18 protein-coding genes are annotated in these 20,217 nt (G+C 71.1%); 5 read left to right on the top strand and 13 right to left on the bottom strand.

Annotation, left to right across the window (positions count from 1 at the left end; translation table 11 throughout):
- Positions 1-61: 61 nt before the first annotated feature.
- Positions 62-1,015 (top strand): SDR family NAD(P)-dependent oxidoreductase, encoded by a 954-nt coding sequence (locus ACJJV7_RS12795; protein WP_405374173.1) that lies wholly within the window; start codon positions 62-64, stop codon positions 1,013-1,015.
- Positions 1,016-1,034: 19 nt separating this feature from the next.
- Here the strand turns inward: ACJJV7_RS12795 and ACJJV7_RS12800 are convergent, their stop codons facing one another.
- Positions 1,035-1,679 (bottom strand): metal-dependent transcriptional regulator, encoded by a 645-nt coding sequence (locus ACJJV7_RS12800; RefSeq protein WP_405374171.1) that lies wholly within the window; start codon positions 1,677-1,679, stop codon positions 1,035-1,037.
- A 9-nt stretch (positions 1,680-1,688) separates the two neighbouring features.
- On the bottom strand, positions 1,689-2,969 hold the full coding sequence (locus ACJJV7_RS12805; protein WP_405374169.1) for an Nramp family divalent metal transporter: 1,281 nt from the start codon (positions 2,967-2,969) through the stop codon (positions 1,689-1,691).
- A 70-nt stretch (positions 2,970-3,039) separates the two neighbouring features.
- Between ACJJV7_RS12805 and ACJJV7_RS12810 the strand changes: the two genes are divergently transcribed.
- Positions 3,040-3,717, top strand: coding sequence for a TrmH family RNA methyltransferase (locus ACJJV7_RS12810; protein WP_405374167.1), 678 nt, complete (start codon positions 3,040-3,042; stop codon positions 3,715-3,717).
- A gap of 4 nt (positions 3,718-3,721) precedes the next feature.
- Here the strand turns inward: ACJJV7_RS12810 and ACJJV7_RS12815 are convergent, their stop codons facing one another.
- Positions 3,722-4,384: a response regulator gene (locus ACJJV7_RS12815; protein ID WP_405374165.1), complete on the bottom strand. Its 663-nt coding sequence runs from the start codon at positions 4,382-4,384 to the stop codon at positions 3,722-3,724.
- Positions 4,377-6,020: an ATP-binding protein gene (locus tag ACJJV7_RS12820; protein ID WP_405374163.1), complete on the bottom strand. Its 1,644-nt coding sequence runs from the start codon at positions 6,018-6,020 to the stop codon at positions 4,377-4,379. Before ACJJV7_RS12820 ends, ACJJV7_RS12815 begins: the two co-directional genes overlap by 8 nt.
- A gap of 173 nt (positions 6,021-6,193) precedes the next feature.
- Here ACJJV7_RS12820 and ACJJV7_RS12825 point away from each other — a divergent pair, with 173 nt between their 5' ends.
- Complete coding sequence (locus ACJJV7_RS12825) at positions 6,194-7,711, top strand: CitMHS family transporter (protein ID WP_405374161.1); 1,518 nt, start codon at positions 6,194-6,196, stop codon at positions 7,709-7,711.
- Positions 7,712-7,718: 7 nt separating this feature from the next.
- Here ACJJV7_RS12825 and ACJJV7_RS12830 read toward each other — a convergent pair whose 3' ends face one another.
- A complete protein-coding gene (locus tag ACJJV7_RS12830; protein WP_405374159.1) occupies positions 7,719-8,066 on the bottom strand; it encodes a hypothetical protein in 348 nt (115 codons plus the stop codon).
- A 68-nt stretch (positions 8,067-8,134) separates the two neighbouring features.
- The gene (locus ACJJV7_RS12835) at positions 8,135-9,562 is read right to left on the bottom strand and encodes an AAA family ATPase (RefSeq protein ID WP_405374157.1); all 1,428 of its coding nucleotides are present in this window, start codon (positions 9,560-9,562) and stop codon (positions 8,135-8,137) included.
- A 94-nt stretch (positions 9,563-9,656) separates the two neighbouring features.
- Here ACJJV7_RS12835 and ACJJV7_RS12840 point away from each other — a divergent pair, with 94 nt between their 5' ends.
- Positions 9,657-10,145 (top strand): hypothetical protein, encoded by a 489-nt coding sequence (locus ACJJV7_RS12840; RefSeq protein ID WP_405374155.1) that lies wholly within the window; start codon positions 9,657-9,659, stop codon positions 10,143-10,145.
- Positions 10,146-10,261: 116 nt separating this feature from the next.
- Here the strand turns inward: ACJJV7_RS12840 and ACJJV7_RS12845 are convergent, their stop codons facing one another.
- From ACJJV7_RS12845 to ACJJV7_RS12870, 6 genes are all read right to left on the bottom strand, one after another.
- Positions 10,262-11,581: an MATE family efflux transporter gene (locus ACJJV7_RS12845; RefSeq protein ID WP_405374154.1), complete on the bottom strand. Its 1,320-nt coding sequence runs from the start codon at positions 11,579-11,581 to the stop codon at positions 10,262-10,264.
- A gap of 99 nt (positions 11,582-11,680) precedes the next feature.
- The gene (locus ACJJV7_RS12850; protein ID WP_405374152.1) at positions 11,681-12,925 is read right to left on the bottom strand and encodes an alpha-hydroxy-acid oxidizing protein; all 1,245 of its coding nucleotides are present in this window, start codon (positions 12,923-12,925) and stop codon (positions 11,681-11,683) included.
- A gap of 28 nt (positions 12,926-12,953) precedes the next feature.
- Positions 12,954-14,387 (bottom strand): rhamnulokinase family protein, encoded by a 1,434-nt coding sequence (locus tag ACJJV7_RS12855; RefSeq protein ID WP_405374150.1) that lies wholly within the window; start codon positions 14,385-14,387, stop codon positions 12,954-12,956.
- A complete protein-coding gene (locus tag ACJJV7_RS12860) occupies positions 14,384-16,420 on the bottom strand; it encodes a bifunctional aldolase/short-chain dehydrogenase (protein ID WP_405374148.1) in 2,037 nt (678 codons plus the stop codon). The genes ACJJV7_RS12855 and ACJJV7_RS12860 overlap by 4 nt, the downstream gene beginning before the upstream one ends.
- Before the next feature lie 52 nt (positions 16,421-16,472).
- Entirely contained in the window at positions 16,473-17,639 is a 1,167-nt protein-coding gene (gene rhaI, locus ACJJV7_RS12865) for an L-rhamnose isomerase (protein WP_405374146.1), read from the bottom strand.
- Complete coding sequence (locus tag ACJJV7_RS12870) at positions 17,636-18,001, bottom strand: L-rhamnose mutarotase (protein WP_405374144.1); 366 nt, start codon at positions 17,999-18,001, stop codon at positions 17,636-17,638. Before ACJJV7_RS12870 ends, rhaI begins: the two co-directional genes overlap by 4 nt.
- Positions 18,002-18,126: 125 nt before the next feature.
- Here ACJJV7_RS12870 and ACJJV7_RS12875 point away from each other — a divergent pair, with 125 nt between their 5' ends.
- Positions 18,127-19,131 carry a LacI family DNA-binding transcriptional regulator gene (locus ACJJV7_RS12875; RefSeq protein ID WP_405374142.1) on the top strand — a complete coding sequence of 335 codons (1,005 nt, stop codon included), beginning with the start codon at positions 18,127-18,129 and terminating at the stop codon, positions 19,129-19,131.
- A 3-nt stretch (positions 19,132-19,134) separates the two neighbouring features.
- Here ACJJV7_RS12875 and ACJJV7_RS12880 read toward each other — a convergent pair whose 3' ends face one another.
- The gene (locus tag ACJJV7_RS12880; RefSeq protein WP_405374141.1) at positions 19,135-20,088 is read right to left on the bottom strand and encodes a hypothetical protein; all 954 of its coding nucleotides are present in this window, start codon (positions 20,086-20,088) and stop codon (positions 19,135-19,137) included.
- Between the last annotated feature and the right edge of the window lie 129 nt (positions 20,089-20,217).

The raw sequence follows: 20,217 nt of genomic DNA on the forward strand, positions 1-20,217 counted from the left end.
CCGCCCGAATCGCGGCCGTGCGTGGGGTGACCTGACAGGTCGTCGCGCGTAGGGTCGAAGCGTGGCGCGTGACGTGTGGGACCCCGATCGACTTCCCGACCTGAGCGGACGCCGCTACCTCGTCACCGGATCGAATGCCGGCCTCGGATTCTTCTCCTGCCTGCAGCTCGCGGGGGCCGGCGCACACGTGATCATGAGCGCTCGGAACCCGTCCCGACTGTCCCGCGCACGCGCCGCGCTGCTCGCGCAGGTGCCGGATGCCGATATCGAGACGCTCGCGCTCGACACCAGCAACCTGGGGTCGGTGCGCGCCGCTGCCGCGACGGTCCGTGGCCGGGTGGGGCTGCACGGCGTGCTGCTGAACGCGGGGATCGTGCACCCTCCGAAGACCCGCCAGGTGACCCTCGACGGGCACGAACTGGTGATCGCGACGAACGCCCTCGGCCACTACGCGCTCGCCGGAGCCCTGCTCCCCGCGCTGGCGGCCGCCCGCGGCCGGATGGTGTGGCTCGGGTCGGTGTCGACCACGCTCTTCCCCTGGGATCCGATCGACCCCGAACTGGTGCACGGCTACACGCCCTGGCGTGCGTACGTGCAGTCGAAGGTCGCCACATCGGCGCTCGGCATCGAAGCCGACCGGCGGCTGCGCGCGGCATCCGTTCCCGTCGACAGCCTCGTCGCCCACCCCGGATACTCGCTCGGCGGACGCACCCGCCACATCGTCGGGGTCAATGCGCCCACGCGCCGCAAACGGTTAATGAGTGGGATTCAGGCTCCGATCGCGCAGTCGAAGGAGCGCGGCGCCTGGGCGCCGATCCGGGCGCTGACCGACCCGGACGCGGTCGGTGGCCAGTACTGGGGGCCGTCGCGCACGGTCACCGGCGCCCCGACCGAGGGCCGGCCGTCGCGCGTGATCATGGACCCCGACGTCGGCGCCCGCATGTGGCACTACGCCGAGCACGCCACCCGCACCGAGTGGCCCTATCTCAAAGCCCGCAAGGTCCGTCTGCGTTGAGGCGCGGGCGGACTCGCCGCTACGCGCTGAGCCAGACGGCGGATGCCGCCGCGGCAGGCAGATCGATCGGCGCACCGCCGTCGACCTGCACCGCGTCGCGGCCCGTCGCGGTGAGCGTGTGCCCGACGTCGATGCCGAGCTCGCTGAGCGCGCGCAGGAGCGCCGGGTCGCGGTCGGAGATGCGCAGCACGCGGCCGGTGTGACCGGCTCTCGCCTCGGCGAGCCGGATGAACGGCTCGCGCACGACCGATCCGTCGGGGGCGGGGATCGCATCTCCGTGCGGGTCGAAGCGGGGATGCCCGAGTCGGGCGTCGATGCCGGCGAGCAGGCGGTCGCTGATCGTGTGCTCGAGCACCTCGGCCTCGTCGTGGACCTCGTCCCACGAGTAGCCGAACTCGCGGACGAGCCACGTCTCGATGAGGCGGTGCCGGCGGATCACCGAGGTGGCGCGCGCCCGACCGGCATCCGTCAGCGAGATCGGCCCGTACGGGCGATGGGAGACGAGATCCTGCGCCGCGAGCTTCTTCACCATCTCGGTGACGCTCGACGGGGCCAGCCCGAGCTCCGATGCGAGGATCGACGGCGTCACCGGCTGCGGCTGCCACTCGGTGTAGTGGTAGATCGTCTTCAGGTAGTCGTCGACGGTGGACGGCGAGGCGGGCACGACCCCAGGCTAGCCGCCGGTGACGGTCAGCCAGAGGAGCAGGCAGTTCAGTCCGATGAGGAAGACGGATGCCACGACTCCCGCGGCCGTGGTCCAGGCGCGGTTGCGGAAGGCTCCCAGCAGCCGGCGATCGGCGGTGAGCGAGATCAGCGGGACCAGCGCGAACGGGATGCCGAAGCTCAGGACCACCTGGCTGAGGATCAGCGCGAGCGTCGGATCGACACCGGCGGCCAGGATCGCGAGCGCGGGCACGAGGGTGATGAGGCGCCGGGCCAGCAGGGGGATGCGCACGCGGAGGAGCCCCTGCATGATCTCGGCGCCCGCGTAGGCGCCGACCGCGCTGCTCGCCAGGCCGCTCGCGAGCAGCCCGACGGCGAAGAGGGTCGCGACGACGGGGCCGATGCCGTCACGGAGTGCCGCGTAGGCGCCCTCGAGGCTGTCGGTCCCGGGCACTCCGGCCAGGTTCGCGGCGGCGAGGAGCAGGATGCAGAGATTCACCGTGCCGGCGATCGCGAGGGCGATGGTCACGTCCCAGCGGGTGGCGCGCAGGAGGCGCGGAACGTCGAGGGCGGGTGCCGGTGCGGAGCCCATGGCCGGCGGCGTCGGCGTCGGCGCCGGATGGAACCGGTCGCGGGCCAGCGCGCTGTGGGCGTAGATCGCGTGCGGCATGATCGTGGCGCCGAGGATCGACGCCGCCAGCAGAACCGAGTCGGCGCCCTCGAAGCGGGGAACGAGGCCCGCGACGACCCCGGCCGCCTCGGGCGGGCCGATGAAGGCGCCGTAGGTGAAGCCGAGCGCGATGATCGCCATCAGCCCGATGATCACGTACTCGAAGCTCCGTGCCCCGCGGCGCGACTGGATCATCAGCAGCACGATCGAGACGGCCCCGGTGATGACGCCTCCCCACAGCAGCGGCACGCCGAACAGGAGCCAGAGCGCCACGGCTCCGCCGATGATCTCGGCGACGTCGGTCGCCATCGCGACGAGCTCGGCCTGCAGCCAGTAGGCGCGGCGAGCGGTGTTGCTCCGGATGCGGTGCCCCAGCGCCTCGGGCAGGCTCTGCCCTGTGACGATGCCGAGCTTCGCCGACAGGTACTGGATCAGCCAGGCCATGATGTTGCCGATCACGACGACCCACACCAGCAGGTAGCCGTACCGCGCGCCTGCGGTCATGTTGCTGGCGACGTTCCCCGGGTCGAGGTAGGCGACTCCCGCGACGAGTGCGGGACCCAGCAGCCAGGCGACGCGGACGCGGCGCGGAGCGGTGACGGGAGTGGCATATTTCGGCACACCGAAAACCTATCAGTGGAGGCGGCAGCGCGCGATCCTCCGTCGGCGACGGCGCGGCTAGCCTGGAGGGATGCCCGACGAGACCCCGCCCCTCGCTCCCGACGACGTCGGCGCGGAGGCCGTCGAGGTGGCGGCAGAGCCGCAGCTGCCCGTCGGTGTCGGCCCCTGGCCGGGCGGCCCGGAGGCCTGGCCCGACGATGCGCGGTTCGATCGCGACCTGCTCGAACACGGCGACCGGCGGAACGTCATCGACGAGTACCGGTACTGGACGATGGCGGCGATCGTGGCCGACCTCGACGAGAGGCGGCATCCGTTCCACGTCGCGATCGAGAACTGGCAGCACGACATGAACATCGGCTCGATCGTGCGCAGCGCCAACGCGTTCGGCGCCGCCGAGGTGCACATCATCGGGAAGCGGCGCTGGAACCGCCGCGGCGCGATGGTCACCGACCGCTATCAGCACGTCCGCCACCACGAGGACGTCGCCGGGTTCGCCGCCTGGGCGGCGGAGGCCCGCCTCCCGGTTCTCGCAATCGACAACGTCGACGGATCGGTGCCCGTCGACCGCGCCGACCTCCCCGAGCGCTGCGTGCTGCTGTTCGGACAGGAGGGGCCGGGCCTCTCCGAGGAGGCGCTCGCCGCGGCATCCGGGGTCATCGAGATCACCCAGTACGGATCGACTCGCTCGATCAACGCGTCGGCCGCAGCCGCCGTCGTGATGTATGAGTGGTGCCGCCGCTACGCCTGACGCGTCAGCGGGCGTCGTCCGTCGCGAGACGGAAGCGGTGCTCGGGGCGGCCAGTCGTGCCGTAGCGCAGGCTGATCTCCACGAGCCCGCGCGATGCGAGGGCGGTGAGGTGACGCTGCGCGGTGGCGCGGGAGATGCCGCCCCGCTCGGCGACCTCACTCGCCGACGCCTCTCCGTCGGCGAGAGCGGCGAGGATCGTCCGCTCGGTGGCCGAGCGCGACAACGACGCCTGCTCGGGTGCGCCGCGAAGGGCCGTCGCGGCGCGGTCGATCTGATCCTGCGTGAGCGGAGCGGCATCGGAGAGGAGGTTGCGATAGCGCGCGTAACGGTCGAGCCGGTCGGCGAGCGTCCGCGCCTCGAAGGGCTTCACGAGGTAGGCGAGCGCTCCGGCGCGGAATGCGCGGCGCACCGTTCGGGCATCGGTCGCCGCGCTGAGCACGAAGGCGTCGACGCCGCACGAGCGCACCACTTCGATGCCGTCGCCGTCGGGAAGGTAGACGTCGGCGAGGATCAGATCGGGAGCGTCCGCCCGGGCGGCGCTCAGCGCCTCGGCTGCGGTGCGGACGGGGTCGAGCGCGACGAACCCGCGGGTCCCGGCCACGATGTCGCGGTGCACACCGGCGACGCGGAAGTCGTCGTCCATGATCAGCACGCGGATGTCACTCATCGTCCGTCTCCTCGTTTCTTGACTCGCGGCCCATCACTCCGGGCAGGCGCGCGCCGAACACAGCGCCCGACCCCGCCCCGCCCGCGTCGATGATCCACACCTCGCCGCCGCGTCGTCGCGCGATCTCGCGCGACAGCGGCAACCCGATGCCGTGCCCGTGCACCGACGCGTCGGTGTCGGAGCTCGCGCGCGCCGCGAACACGGCGCTCGGGTCCGCCACTCCGGCGCCGGAATCGACCACGGTCATGACCAGCTCACCCGCGCCCGACCCGTCGAGTTCGTCGAGAAGCGTCACCTCGACCCACGGAGAAGCGGCGGATGCCGCGGCCCCGGCCTGCGCCGCGGTCACCGCGTTCCCCACCAGGTTCCCGAGCACGGCGAGTGCGTCCTCGACGTCGTTCAGGGTGCTGCGCAGCAGCGTGTCTTCGTCGACGCGCAGCTCGACCCCGCGCTCTTGGGCGGTCTCAGCCATCGCGCCCAGGAACGACTGCAGGACAGGGTCGCTCACGGCATCGAGCCCTGCGACGCGCAGGTCGACGGCGCCGCGACCGGACACGTCGCGGAGGAAGTCCCGCGCCTCGTCGGTGCGACCGGCATCGAGCAGCCCCGAGGCCGCGTGCAGGCGATTGGCGAACTCGTGGCGCTGCGCGCGGAGGGCGTCGGTCAGCGTGCGGACACCGTCGAGGCGTTCGGTCAGGGCGAGCAGGTCGGTGCGGTCGCGGAGGACCGCCGCGGTCCCGAGGGCGCGCTGCCCTCGGCGCACCGGACGGACGTCGACATAGAGGATGCGGTCGCCGACGGGGAGCCCCGCGGTTGCGCCACCGGTGAGAGCCTCACGAACCGCGTCGTCGACGGCGGCGTCGCGGAGGGATGTGCCCGGCTGGGCGGCGGCACCCAGCATCCGGGTCGCTGCATCGCTCCACACGCGCACGACGCCGTCCGCGTCGACGGCGACGAGGCCGTCGTCCGAGCTCTCGAGGACCGCGGTCTGGGTCTGCACGAGCGCGGCGAGCTCCTCGGGCTGCACGCCGAGGGTGACCCTCTCGAGCCGGCGGCGCAGCAGCAGCGCGGCGACCACGCCCAGGGCGAGCGCGACGAGGACGGCCGCCGTGATCCCGGTGATCAGGGCAGGCAGGTCATCGAAGACGCTGGCGCGTTCGAAACCGACGCTCACCTCACCGACGGGCCGGTCGTCGCTCGCGGGCCCGTACACCGGCACCTTGGCGCGAGCGGACTCCCCGAGCGTGCCCGACTCCCACGTCACCACCTCACGGCCGGCCAGGGCATCGGCGAAGCTCGTGCTGACCACCTGTCCCAGCCGATCAGGGTCGGGGTGCGCGAGGCGGATGCCGTGGTCGTCGGTGATGACGACGAAGAGGACGTCGGTGCGGCTGGTCACGCCTGCGGCGTAGGCCTGGAGCGGACCGTCGCGGAGGGATGCGGCGTCGGGCGTGCCCGGGTCTGCGGAGTAGCCGGCGGCGAGCTCGCGCACGTCGGGCGCGGCGGCGACGCTCCGAGCGATGTTCAGCGCCGAGGACTCGGCTTCAGCGCGCAACTGCTGCACGCCCAACAAGAGGAACACCGCCGCGCAGGCAGCGACGACGCAGACCTGCGTCACGAGCTGGAGGACCAGCATCCTGCTTCCGAATCGCACCGCGTCACCTCCCTGCGCACAATGAGCGAAACCCAGGTTACGCGCACAACGTCGGGGAATGCGCCTTACCGCGCGCGTCCGGGGGTGCAGTCCGTACGCTCGCGGGACCAGGCGCCGCATCCCCTCCGGCACCGCTTCACGACGAAGGAGTCGCGATGAGCATCGTGCATACCGAGGCAGTCGAATACCCCGTGGCGTTCACTCCGCCCGATACCGTCCTCGTCATCCTCGGGTTCGTGATGGTGCTGACCTTCATGGCGCTGATCATGACGCGGCGACTGACCCCCATGGTCGCGCTCATCACGGTGCCCACGATCTTCGGCCTGTTCGCCGGTGCGGGCCTCGGCCTCGGCGACATGGTCATCGACGCGATCGGCGATCTCGCCCCCACTGCGGCGCTCCTGATGTTCGCGATCATGTACTTCGGCATCATGATCGACGTCGGCCTCTTCGATCCGCTCATCCGCCTGATCACCCGCCTTCTGAAGGACGATCCCGCCAAGGTCGTGCTCGGCACCGCGATCCTCGCCGGGGCCGTCTCGCTCGACGGCGACGGATCGACCACGTTCATCATCACCACCTCGGCGATGCTGCCGATCTACCTCCGCCTCGGCATGAGCCCGGTCGTGCTGACCTGTGTCGCCGGCCTCATGAACGGCACGCTCAACATCGTCCCGTGGGGCGGTCCGACGGTGCGCGCCGCGTCGGCGCTCGGCCTGCAGCCGACCGACATCTTCGTCCCGATGCTGCCCTCGCTGGCCACCGGACTCGTCGTCTCGCTGCTGTTCGCCTGGTTCCTCGGCCTCTCGGAGCGCCGCCGCCTCGCCGGATCGGTCGACACCTCGCGCCTCGCGGCTCCCGGTGACGGACGTCTCGGTGCACCGCGACTGTTCCGCGGCGCCGAGAGCAAGCCGGGTGCCCGCGCGCACCTCCGCACCGGCAACATCGTGACGGTGCGCGGCGCCCGAGCCGCCGTCGACGCCGCCAAGCTGGTCGACACCGCCGACACCGCGATGGCCGACACGCTGCTCGACCCGAACCGAGCTACTCTCCGGCCCAAGCTCATCTGGTTTAACCTCGCGCTGACGGTCGCCGTCATGGTGCTGCTCGTGATCGACATCTACCCGCTGGCCTATGTCTTCATGGTCGGCGCCGCCGTCGCGCTCATCGTCAACTTCCCCCGGCTGAAGAACCAGGCCGATGAGATCGTCGCTCATGCCCCCAGCATCGTCGGTGTCGTCTCGATGGTGCTCGCCGCGGGTGTGCTCGTCGGCGTGCTCAACGGCACCGGCATGGTCGACGCGATGGCGAGCTGGGTCACCGAGGTGATCCCGCCGTCCCTCGGTCCGTTCATGGCCGTGATCACCGGCATCCTGTCGATCCCGTTCACGTTCTTCATGTCGAACGACGCGTTCTACTTCGGCATTCTGCCGATCCTCGCCGAGAGTGCTGCGACCTACGGGATCGAGCCGGTCGAGATGGCCCGTGCGTCGATCACCGGTCAGCCGGTGCACCTGCAGAGCCCTCTCGTGCCCGCGATCCTGCTGCTCGTCTCGCTGGCCGGCGTGAACCTCGGCGATCACCACAAGAAGGTGCTGTGGCGTGCCGTCGTCATCTCGTTGGTGATGCTCGCGGTGGGTGTGCTCGTCGGGTCGGTCCCGCTGATGGCCTGAGGCCGGGTCAGCCGGTGACCGTCAGGTCACCGTCGATCGCGAGATCTCCGTGGAGGACGCGGATGCGGGCGGGCCCCGCCGTCGCATCGTCGGGCACTGTCACCTCGGCGGAGATCGCCGTATCGGTGATGTCGGCGGTACGTAGCTCGCGCGACGTGTCGCCCTGAGCCCACTCGATCCGGACCTCGGTCCAGGGTGCCTCGCCCGAGGGATCGTTCGGGGTGTCCTCGCAGACGGACCACCCGTCGCTCGTCACGGTAACCGTGTCGCCTGGGGCCGCCGCCGCGGGAGTCACGGTCACGACCGGTGCGGCGCACTGACCAGCGGCCTGGCCACCACCGGATCCCGGGGTCATCCCGCACCCCGAGAGCGCGAAGGCAGACAGCAGCACGACCGTCGCCGTGGCCCTTCGCGACTCGCGCATCAGAAGTGCCCTCCGACGTGGATGCTGGTGCTCCCCTCCTCCGCAGCCACCGCGTCTGCGGCAGCATCGCCGCCGAACAGCACCCGCGAGATGCCCCGGCTGTCGTCGAGCATGGCGCCGAGGGCGGTGGCGAGGTCGTCATCCGTCACGTCGCGGTCGTCGGTCACGGCCCGAAGGACCGCACGACGGATCACCTCCTTCACGAAGGATGCCGTGACCCCCTCGGAACGGTCGGCAGCGCCCGCGAGCGCCGCGGCCGAGAACGCGAGGTCGTCGCCGTAGACCTGGAACAGCCGCTGCCGAGCGGGGAGGTCGGGCAGCGGGATCTCGAGCGCGAGATCGACCCGGCCGGGGCGCGCCGCGAGCGCGGGCTCGAGGATCTCGGCCCGGTTGGTCGTGAGGACGAACGCGACGTCGGCGTCGCCGTCGAGTCCGTCGAGCGCATCGAGGACTTCGAAGAGCAGCGGCTGCAACCCGAAGTCACCGCGGTCGGCGGCGACGAGGTCGACGTCTTCGAGCACGACGAGTGCCGGGCTCATCGCGCGCGCGAGCGCCGCGGCCTCGCCGATCAGTCCGAGGGCCGCCCCCTGCAGCAGCACGACCGTGGTCCCGGGGGTCTCGCGGATGAGATGGCGGATCGTGAGGGTCTTGCCCGTGCCGGGAGGGCCGTACAGCAGCACGCCGCGCTTCAGGTGCTGCCCGCGCGACCGCAGCTCGTCGGCCCGCTCGCCGATGTCGACCACATGGGAGCGGATGCGCTCCAGCAGTCCCTCGGGCAGGATCACCTGCTCGGCCGTCACCTCGGGCCGTTCGAGGAAGGTCATGCCCCCGACGCCGGGTGCACCGTACTCGTCCCGGGCGAAGCTGACGACGTTGCCCCGCACGACGCTCAGCTCGTTCATCAGGCGCCGGATCTCCGCGAGGAGTGCGGGAGCCGCCCCCGGCGTCGTGACGATGACGTCGAGGGTCGCCGCGCCGCGCCCCGCCCGCGGGTCGGCGGCCCGCTGCAGCGCGGCGACAGCCACCCCCTCGAAGTGGAAGAGGTGCACCGCGGTCGACCGGGTCTGCCGCGTCGTCGACGGCCCCGTGGCGACCGTGACGTACTCGACGGGACCGGGCTGGATGCGGGCGTATTGCGATGCGAGGAGCCCGGCGAACTCCTCGTGCTGCAGGTGCTGACCGCCGCGGATGCCGATCGACTCGGCATCCGTCCCGCCGATCGCATCGATCGCCAGGTCCAGGTCGACGAGTCGGTGCGGCGGCACCGACTCCGTCACCATCGGCAGCGCCGTCGGGTCGGTGCCGAGGTGATCGCGGACGCGCTCGCCGAGCGGCGTCAACGGAGCGCTCTCGACCTCCGGCATCCGGTTCACCCGCTGGATCAACCGGTGGAAGTCGCGGAGGAAATCGTCGTCACGGGAATCCATGCCCGCACTCTAGGGGAGCGGGGTGACATCGTCACGCAGGGTCGTGCCGATACGCTGACGTCGGCGCGCAGGGGGCGCGCGCGAGGGGACGGGCATGACACCGGAGGAGCGGTCGGAGCTGACCGGCGTGCAGGTGGTGGGCGAGGTCTGGCGCCTGGTCGTGGTCACGGTCGTCGCCGTCGGGCTCGCGGTCGCCGGCGCGACCGGTTCGCGTGAGGTGTGCTCTCCGATCGGGGCGTCGGGCAACTCGACGGACTTCTCGCAGGTCCACCTCGATGGCTGCGGAACTGTCGTCCTGTCGCCGTTGCCGTTCGTGCCGCTCGCGCTCGTCGCGATCCTTCTCGTGGGGCTCCGCCGCGTTCCCCGACGAGCGGCGTCGCTCGCCGACGCGACCCGCATCCTGCGCCGGACGGGCGTCTGGGTCACAGTGTCCGCCGTCCTCGCCACCGTCGCCACACGCATGTGGCTGGTCACCGTGAGCCCGGACGCGCACGCCGGGGGGATCCTGAGCGTCACGCCGCCCTTTCCGCTGGCCAACGCCTGGATCGAGCAGAACGCGGCATACCTGGTCGGTTTCGGCTGACCCGAGCCGCGGAGATGGTGCATTCGGGCGGACTGTGGGGCCGGCATTCGTCCGCGGAAAGGCGGATCTCCGCGCGAAGCGCCGTCAGCGGCAGAATGGATGCCGCACCGTGCCGCTCAGACCGCGACGCGGAGCCACTCCGACCGGCGGACGCGCCAGCCGAGCGTGCCGAGACGCGCGAGCATGAACACCCCGAAGAAGCAGGCGGCCAGCCAGGCGAGGCCCGCCGCCCCGGCCGGCTGAAGCGCCGCCACCACCGCGAGGGCGGGAACGTACGGCACGAGGGTCAGCGCGCCGACGATCGCGAGGTACTTCGCGTCGCCCGCGCCCATGAGTACCCCATCGAGCACGAAGACGACGCCGCAGATCGGCTGGGCCAGGGCGAGCACCAGCAGGGCGGGCTGGATCAGCGCCGCGAGCGCGGGCTCTCCCGTGAAGGCGAGCCCGATGACGCCGGACAATGCCGCGATCACGCCGCCGACGATGACCCCGAACCAGGCGCCCCAGGCGACCGTGCGACCGAGCACCCTGCGCACGAACGGCTCGTCGCCCTCGCCGAGGCCGCGGCCGATGAGCGCCTGCGCGGCGATCGCGAGCGCATCGAGCGCGAACGCCGCCGTCGAGAAGATCGTGAAGGCGACCTGCCACCCGGCGAGCTCCGGAGTGCCGAGGTTCGTCGCGACGGCGACCGTCGCGAGGAAGGCCACCCGGAGCGACACGGTGCGGAGGAACAGCCATCCTCCCGAGCGCGCCGATCCGCGGACGCCCTCGCGGTGGGGGAGGACGGATGCCGCGTGGCGCCGCGCCAGACGGCCGATGACGACCACGTAGGCGGCCACCATGCCCCACTGCGCGACGACGGTGCCGGCGGCGGATCCCGCGATACCCCACCCGAACCCGTAGATGAACAGCCAGTTGAGGAGCGCGTTCGCCGCGAAGCCGAGGCCGGCGATCCAGAGCGGCGTGACGGTGTCCTGCATGCCGCGGAGCAGGCCGGTCGCGGCGAAGACGATGAGCATGGCCGGGAGGCCCCACATCGACAGGCCGAGGTACGCCTCGGCCTGCTCGGCCACGTCGGATGCGGGGGAGAAGAGCCCGATGAGCACGGGCGTGGCGAGAGAGCCCGCGACGGCCAGCACCGCCCCGAGGCCGAGCGCGAGCCAGAGCCCGTCGATGCCGACGCTGACCGCGCTGCTCTTGTCGCCCGCGCCGAACCTGCGAGCCACGGCCGGCGTCGTCGAGTAGGCGAGGAACACCATCAGCCCGACGATCGTCTGGAGCACGGCGCCGGCGATGCCGAGCCCCGCGAGCGGCACGACGCCCAGGTGCCCGATCATCGCGGCATCCACGATCAGGAACAGCGGCTCCGCGACGAGCGCGCCCAATGCGGGGACGGCGAGGCGCAGGATGTCACGGTTGAGGGTCTGCGCGGGCACGATTTTCAGCCTAGGGGTGCCCGCCGATGGCGAGCGGAAGAAGAGACCCGCGCCACCGGATCGGCATTCGGTGGCGCGGGTCGGCGTGGTCCGCGGCGCTCAGTCGGTGCCGCGGGGCATGGGGGCGAGGCGCGTCAGCTGGGTGACGTGCCTCGGCTCGAGTTCGGCGAGGGTCGAGACGCCGAGGAGCTTCATCGTGCGCTCGATCTCGCTCCGGAGGATCTCGATCGTCTTGTCGACGCCCGCGCGGCCACCGGCCATGAGGCCGTAGAGGTAGGCGCGGCCGATCAGGGTGAACTTCGCACCGAGCGCGATCGACGAGACGATGTCGGCGCCGTTCATGATGCCGGTGTCGACCATGACGGTCGCGTCCTTGCCGACCTCGCGGACGACCGTCGGCAGCAGGTGGAACGGGATCGGTGCCCGGTCGAGCTGACGGCCGCCGTGGTTCGACAAGATGATGCCGTCGACGCCGTGGTCGATGAGCCGCTTCGAGTCGTCGACGTTCTGCACGCCCTTGATGACGATCTTGCCGGGCCAGATCTCGCGGATGACCTTGAGGTCCTCGTAGCTGATCGTCGGGTCCATCGCCGAGTTCAGCAAATCGCCGACCGTTCCGCCGGTGGCCGACAGCGACGCGAACTCGAGCTTCGGGGTCGTGAGGAAGTCGATCCACCACCACGGGCGCGGGATCGCGTTGATGATGGTGCCGAGGGTCAGCTGCGGCGGGATCGAGAAGCCGTTGCGCTTGTCACGCAGGCGGGCGCCTGCGACCGGGGTGTCGACCGTGAACTGCAGGGTGTCGAAGCCGGCGGCGCCGGCCCTGCGGGCGAGCTCGTACGAGATCTCGCGGTCGCGCATGACGTAGAGCTGGAACCAGTTGCGCCCGTTCGGGTTCGCGGCCTTCACGCCCTCGATCGAGGTCGTGCCGAGCGTCGACAGTGTGAACGGGATGCCGGCGGCCCCCGCCGCACCCGCGCCGGCGATCTCGCCCTCGGTCTGCATCAGACGCGTGAACCCGGTCGGGGCGATGCCGAACGGCAGCGCCGACGGACCGCCGAGGATCTCGACCGACGTGTCGACGTCGGCGGCGGGGCGCAGCACGTCGGGGTGGAACTCGACGTCCTCGAACGCCTGACGGGCGCGGGCGAGCGAGGTCTCGCCCTCGGCGGCGCCGTCGGTGTAGTCGAAGGCGGCCTTCGGCGTGCGGCGCTTGGCGATGGTCCGGAGGTCGTTGATCGTGTACGCGGCGTCGAGCCGGCGCTTCGTGCCGTTGAGCTCGGGCTTTTTGAACTGCATGAGCTCGAGGAGTTCGAGCGGCTTGGGGAACTGGCGCTGCACCATGAGATTTTCCGTCCTTGGGGTTCCGTGCTCAGGCCCGCGGTTCGTGCCGGCGGGGACGGTGGGTGAGGGCGACGAGGTCGCGGAGGGATTCGAGGGAGCCGGTGACGAGACCGGCGGCACGTGCCTGCACGAGGATATTCCCCAAAGCCGTGGCTTCCACAGGTCCGGCCAGGACGGGGACGCCGGCGCGGTCGGCGGTGCGCTGGCAGAGGAGCTCGTTGAGCGCGCCACCGCCGACGACGTGGATGACGTCGACGTCGACACCGCCGACACGACCCGCCTCGAGCGCAGCGTCGGCGAAGGCCTGGGCGAGCGACTCGATGATGCTGCGGGCGAACTCCGCGCGCGTGCGCGGGGCGGCCACGCCGTGCTCGTCGCACCAGGCGGCGATCCGGCTCGGCATATCCCCCGGGGGGAGGAATCGCGCGTCGTCGACGTCGAACACGGGGACGGGCGCCTGAACCTCTTCGGCCGCGTCGAGGAGTGTCGGCAGATCGATGGGGTGGCCCTCGCGCTGCCATCCGCGGACGGCTTCGCTGAGGATCCACAGGCCCATGACGTTGCGCAGCAGACGGATGCGCCCGTCGACCCCGCCCTCGTTGGTGAACTTCGCCTCGCGCGCTGCATCGGTGAGCACGGGCCGCTCGACCTCGACGCCCACGAGCCCCCACGTGCCGCAAGAGATGTACGCGGCATCGCGCGACGCCATCGGCACCGCGACCACGGCGGATGCCGTGTCGTGCGACCCGACGGCCGTCACCGCGGTGCGCGAGCGGAGTCCGAGCGTCGCCGCCACGTCGGCGCCGACCTGCCCGAGGGTGTCGCCCGGTGCGATCAGCGGCGCCAGGATGCCGGCGCGCAGGCCCAGCGCCTCGATCACCTCGGCATCCCACTCGCCGGTGTCGGCGCGGAGCAGTCCCGTGGTCGAGGCGTTCGTGCGCTCGGTACGCGCCTGCCCCGTCAGCCAGAACCCGATGAGGTCGGGGATCAGGAGGGCGTGGTCGGCGAGCTGGAGGAGGTCGCCTTCCTCGGCGGCGAACTGGTAGAGCGTGTTGAAGGGGAGGAACTGCAGGCCGTTGCGTGCGAACAGCTCGCGGTGCGGCATCCGCTCGTGCACTGCCTCGACGCCGCGCGCGGTGCGCTCGTCGCGGTAGTGGAACGGTTCGCCGAGCAGGCGCCCCTTCGAGACGAGACCGTAGTCGACCGCCCACGAGTCGACCCCGATGCTGGCGATGTCGGGGTCGCCCCGGAAGGCCTCCCGCAGCCCCGAGAGCACCGAGCCGTACATGCCGACGAGGTTCCAGTGCAGCCCGTCGGGCAGCGCCACCGGGTCGTTCGTGAAGCGGGCGACCGTGATGGTGTCGAGCCGGTCGGGGCCGACCTGCCCGACGATCACGCGGCCGCTCGTGGCCCCGAGATCGACCGCGGCGACCGCTCCGGAGCCCGAGCCGGGCGCCGTCATCGCAGGAAGGCCGCGGCGACGCCGGAGTCGACCGGGATGTGCAGGCCCGTGGTGCGGGTCAGCTCGGGACCGGTGAGCACGTACACGGCGTCGGCGACGTTCTCGGGCACGACCTCGCGCTTGAGGATCGTGCGGTTCGCGTAGAACTGACCGAGGTCCTTCTCCTCGACCCCGTAGGTCGCGGCGCGGTTCGCGCCCCAGCCGGCGGCGAAGATGCCCGAGCCGCGCACGACGCCGTCAGGGTTGATGCCGTTGACGCGCACGCCGTGCTCGCCGAGCTCGACGGCCAGCAGGCGCACCTGGTGGGCCTGGTCGGCCTTCGTGGCGGAGTACGCGATGTTGTTCGGGCCGGCGAAGACGGAGTTCTTCGAGGAGATGTAGATGACGTCGCCGCCCATCTTCTGCTCGATGAGCGCCTTCGCGGCGGCCTTCGCGACGAGGAACGAGCCCTTCGCCATGACGTCGTGCTGCAGGTCCCAGTCCTTCTCGCTGGTCTCGAGCAGCGGCTTCGAGAGCGACAGACCGGCGTTGTTGACGACGAGGTCGATGCCGCCGAAGGCGAGGACGGTGGCGTCGATGGCGGCCTGCACGCCCGCGGCATCCGCCACGTTCGCGGCCACACCGATCGCGACGTCGGTGCCGCCGAGCTCGGCGGCTGCGGCCTGCGCCTTCTCGAGATCGAGGTCGGCGACGACGACGCACGCGCCCTCGGCGGCCAGACGGGTCGCGATGGCCTTGCCGATGCCCGACGCGGCGCCCGTCACGAAGGCGATGCGCCCCTGGTGGGTCTTCGGCTTCGGCATGCGCTGCAACTTGGCCTCTTCGAGAGCCCAGTACTCGATGCGGAACTTCTCGGCGTCCGAGATGGGCGCGTAGGTCGACAGCGACTCGGCGCCGCGCATGACGTTGATGGCGTTGACGTAGAACTCGCCCGCGACGCGGGCGGTCTGCTTGTTCGCGCCGAAGCTGAACATGCCGACGCCGGGGATGAGCACGATCAGCGGATCGGCGCCGCGGATCGCGGGGGAGTCGTCTGTTGCGTGCGCGTCGTAGTACGCCTGGTAGTCGGCGCGGTACGTCTTGTGCAGCTCCTTCAGCCGCGTCAGGGACTCGTCGATCGACGCGTCTGCCGGAAGATCGAGGATCAGCGGCTTGACCTTGGTGCGGAGGAAGTGGTCGGGGCAGCTGGTGCCCAGCTCGGCGAGAGCCGGAGCCTTCTCGGATGCCAGGAAGTCGAGCACCACGTCGGCGTCGGTGAAGTGGCCGACCATGGGCTTGTCGGTGGAGGCGAGGCCGCGGATGGTCGGCGCGAGGGCGGCCGCCTTCGCGCGGCGCTCCGTTTCGGCCAGTGCGGCGAACCCGTCGCGCACGCCGCCGAAGGGCTGCGGGGCGCCGTGCTCGGCGATGTACGCGGCGGCGGTCTCGATGATCCAGAGGCTGTTGCGCTCCGACTCCTCCGACGTGTCGCCCCACGCTGTGATGCCGTGGCCGCCGAGGATCGTCCCGATCGCCTGGGGGTTCTTCGCCTTGATCTCGGCGATGTCGAGCCCGAGCTGGAAGCCGGGACGACGCCACGGCACCCAGACGACCTTGTCGCCGAAGATCGTCGAGGTGAGCGCCTCGCCGTCGGCCGCCGTCGCGATGGCGATACCGGCATCGGGATGCAGGTGGTCGACGTGCGCGGCATCCACCAGGCCGTGCATCGCGGTGTCGATCGACGGCGCTGCCCCGCCCTTGCCGTGCAGGCAGTAGTCGAACGCCGCGACCATCTCGTCCTCCCGGTCGAGACCGGGGTAGACATTCACGAGCGCACGCATGCGGTCGAGTCGGAGCACCGCGAGCCCTTCGGGCTTCAACGTGCCGAGGTCGCCCCCCGACCCCTTGACCCAGAGCAGCTCCACCGGCTCGCCCGTGACGGGGTCGGTGTCGGTGCCCTTGGCCGACGTGTTGCCGCCGGCGTAGTTGGTGTTCTTCGGGTCGGCGCCCAGGCGGTTGCTGCGAGCGATGAGCTCAGCGGCGGTCGGGTTGGTCATGCGGTGATTCTCCAGAGTCGAAAGGGTCGTGGCGGGATGGCGTGAGCGAGGCTCAGGCGCCCCAGCCGGCCTGGGTGCCGCCGACGCGGTCGGCGGCGATGCGCTCCTGGTACCCGGATGCCGCGTACGCGGCCATCGGGTCGGCGGCCAGGCCGCGCGACTCGCGCCACTCGGCCAGGGCCGGACGGACGTCGGTGTAGAAGGCGTCCATGAGCACGGCGTTGGCGCCGAGGACGTCGTTCGCCTGCTGCGCCGCGTCGAGCGCGGCGCGGTCGACGAGGAGCGCGCGCGCCGTCATCTCCTGGACGTTGAGCACCGAGCGGATCTGCCCGGGAATCTTGTCCTCGATGTTGTGGCACTGGTCGAGCATGAAGGCCACATCGGGGTTGTTCAGGCCGCCGCCGCGCACGACCTCGGTCAGGATGCGGAACAGCTGGAACGGGTCGGCCGATCCGACGATCAGGTCGTCGTCGGCGTAGAACCGCGAGTTGAAGTCGAATGAGCCGAGCTTGCCGAGGCGCAGCAGCTGCATGACGATGAACTCGATGTTCGTGCCGGGGGCGTGGTGACCGGTGTCGAGGCAGACCATCGCCTTGTCGCCGAGCGCGGCGACCTGAGCGTACGACGTACCCCAGTCGGGAACGTCGGTGTGGTAGAACGACGGCTCGAAGAACTTGTACTCGAGCACCAGGCGCTGCTCGTCGCCGAGGCGGGCGTAGATCTGCTGCAGCGAGTCCTGCAGGCGATCCTGGCGACCGCGCATGTCGTTCTGGCCGGGGTAGTTCGAGCCTTCGGCGAGCCAGATCTTCAGGTCGCGCGAACCGGTCGCGTGCATGACGTCGATGCACTCGATGTGGTGGTCGATCGCCTTGCGGCGGATGCGCTCGTCGTGGTGGGTCAGGGCGCCGAACTTGTAGTCCTCGTCCTGGAAGGTGTTCGAGTTGATCGTGCCCAGCTCGACGCCGTTGTCCTCGGCGTGCCGGCGCAGCGCGTCGTAGTCGTCGACCTTGTCCCATGGGATGTGCAGCGCGACCGAGGGGGCGAGCGCCGTGTAGGCGTTGACCTGGGCGGCATCCGAGATCTTCTCGAACGGGTCGCGCGGCGTGCCCGCGGTGGCGAACACGCGGAAGCGGGTGCCGGAGTTGCCGAACGCCCAGCTGGGCAGCTCGATGCCCTGGCCTTCGAGCTGGGTCAGGATCTCGGGGGACAGCGTCGTCATGAGGGGTCGCTTTCTGCGTGTGCGCCGGCGGAGGCCGCCAGCTGGTCGTGAAGGTGGAAGACCTCGGCGAGCGGGGTCGCTGCCTGGTCGGGTCGGCCTTCGAGGCCGACGAAGAAGCGGGCCATCTCGGCCTCCCAGCGCGCGGCGACGGGCGATGCGGCGAGGTAGGCCTGGGCTGCGGCGTCGTCGTCGGTCTCGTAGTAGCCGAACAGGCGGCCGCCGTCGGCGAGGAAGAGCGAGTAGTTGCGCCGACCGGATGCCGCGATCTCGGCGAGCATCTCGGGCCAGACCGGGGTGTGGCGGGCCACGTACTCGTCGATGAGTGCGGGATCGACCTGCAGCTGGAAAGCCACGCGGGTCATGTCACTCCTTTGTGGGACACCGCGAGGCGGTGTCGGGTGGTTCTCGAGGATCCGATCGGCAATGCGATCGGTGAAACGATTCAAACAGTAACCTGGACCGAATCATCCGTCAAGACAGGACACCCGTGGCCATCAGTGTGAAAGACGTCGCCCGTGCGGCGGGCGTCTCGGTGGGAACCGTGTCGAACGTCATGAACCGGCCCGAGAAGGTCGCCGCAGCCACAGTCGAGCGGGTCAGCGCCGTCATCGCCGAGCTCGGCTTCGTGCGCAACGATGCAGCCCGACAGCTGCGGGCCGGCCGCAGCCGGAGCCTCGGGCTGATCGTGCTCGACAGCGCCAACCCGTTCTTCGCCGAGGTTGCGCGCGGCGCCGAGGAGCGCGCCGCCGAACACGGCGTCTCGGTGCTGCTCGGCAACAGCGACCAGAACGCCGTCCGGGAGAACGCCTACCTCGACCTGTTCCGCGAACAGCGGGTCAACGGCGTCCTTCTCACACCGCAGGCGCTCGACGACGCCCGTGTCGCGGCGTTGACGGATGCCGGTGTGCCCGTCGTCCTCGTCGATGCCGAGGCCGGCAGCGGGTCACTGCCCTCGGTCGCCGTCGACGACGTCGAGGGCGGCTACCTCGCCGTCCGGCACCTGCTCGACCAGGGACGCCGCCGCATCGCGTTCGCCGGGGGTCCGGCATCCGTCCGTCAGGTCGCCGACCGTCTCGAAGGCGCACGCCGGGCTCTGGCCGAGGCGCCCGAGGCGACGCTCGAGGTGATCGAGACCACGGCCCTCACCGTCCTCAGCGGTCGGGAGGTGGGCGACGCCCTCGCCCGGCGAGAGGCACCGGCACGTCCCGACGCCGTCTTCTGCGCCAACGACCTGCTCGCCGTCGGCGTGCTGCAGGGCGCCGCGATCCTCGGCGGGCTCCGCGTTCCGGGCGACATCGCCCTCATCGGCTACGACGACATCGCGTTCGCGCAGTCGACCGTGGTCCCGCTGACCTCGGTGCGTCAGCCCGCGCGCGAGATCGGCGCCGCCGCGGTCGACGCGCTGTTCGCCGCCCTCGCCGACCCCGAGGCGGCGCCGCAACGCGTGCGGTTCCGCCCCGAGCTCGTCGTGCGGGCCTCGACCGTCGGCTGAGACTCAGCCGGTCTGCGCCGCCGAGCGCGCGACGGACGTCAGGAGCGCTGCCGCGTAGTCGCGGTTGCCCTCGTCGATCGTGGGGATGGCGGGGGCCAGATGGTCGGCGGCGATGCGGAAGCCCTTCGCCTCGGCATCCCACCCGATGGCGCCCACCTCGGCGAGGGGAGTGCGGTGGACGTCTTCCATCAGGTCGCGTGAGTAGAGCGCCTGATCGGTGACGGCGACACCGTAGACCCCGGCGAACGTGGCGCTCGACAGCGAGGCGAGCAGCCGTTCGCCGCTCGGCAGCTTCCACTTCGCGGCGAGCTTGGCGAGGCCCTTGGCGTTCTTCGGGCGCGAGGGCAGGAGGAAGTCGGCACTCAGCCGGCTGGCGAGCACGAGCTCCTCCACGGTGGCGGGCGACTCGTCGGGCGCCGCGGCGCCCGCGGCGGCGACCGTCCGCCGGACGGTGTCGATGACGGCCGAAAGGTAGCGTGCGACGGCGGGCCGGTCAGCGGGCGCGAGCTGCTCCTCGATTCGGGCGAGGCCCACGTGCGCCGTACCGACGTGGAGGGCGTCGGCGTCGATGCGCACCGCCGCTGCGTCGAGCGTCCCGAGGTCGAGCGGCGTCGCCTCCTCGTCGACACCCTCGACATAGACGGTGCGATCGGTCACGAGCACGCCCTTGGAGTGGCGCCGCCCCAGCAGATCGACCAGGTGGAAGCCCCAGAACATCAGCGGCAGATCCCCATCGGACACCGCCTCGCGCAGGTACATCTGCTCGGCGGCCTTCCAGAACACCATCTCGGCGTCGTCGTACTCCGGGTGATCGCTCTGGCCGGCGCGGAACACGAGGCGGCTGATCTCGGGCGGGGTCGCGATCGCGGAGACCTCGATCATGAGGCGGGAGAACAGCTCCCGGCGGCTCGGGCGGAGCCCATCCAGGTAGTCGGCGAGGTCGCTGGGTCGGGGCATGGCACATCCCATCGTCGGTGCCGCGCGGCCGCGGACGCTGTGCACCATTGTGGCGTTCCGAGCGACGGATGCCGTCTCCACCACCTCCATTGACACGATTCACAGCCAGACATAGGCTCGGAGCGCGAC

Source organism: Microbacterium sp. Ld4 (assembly GCF_045066555.1).
GTDB lineage: Bacteria > Actinomycetota > Actinomycetes > Actinomycetales > Microbacteriaceae > Microbacterium.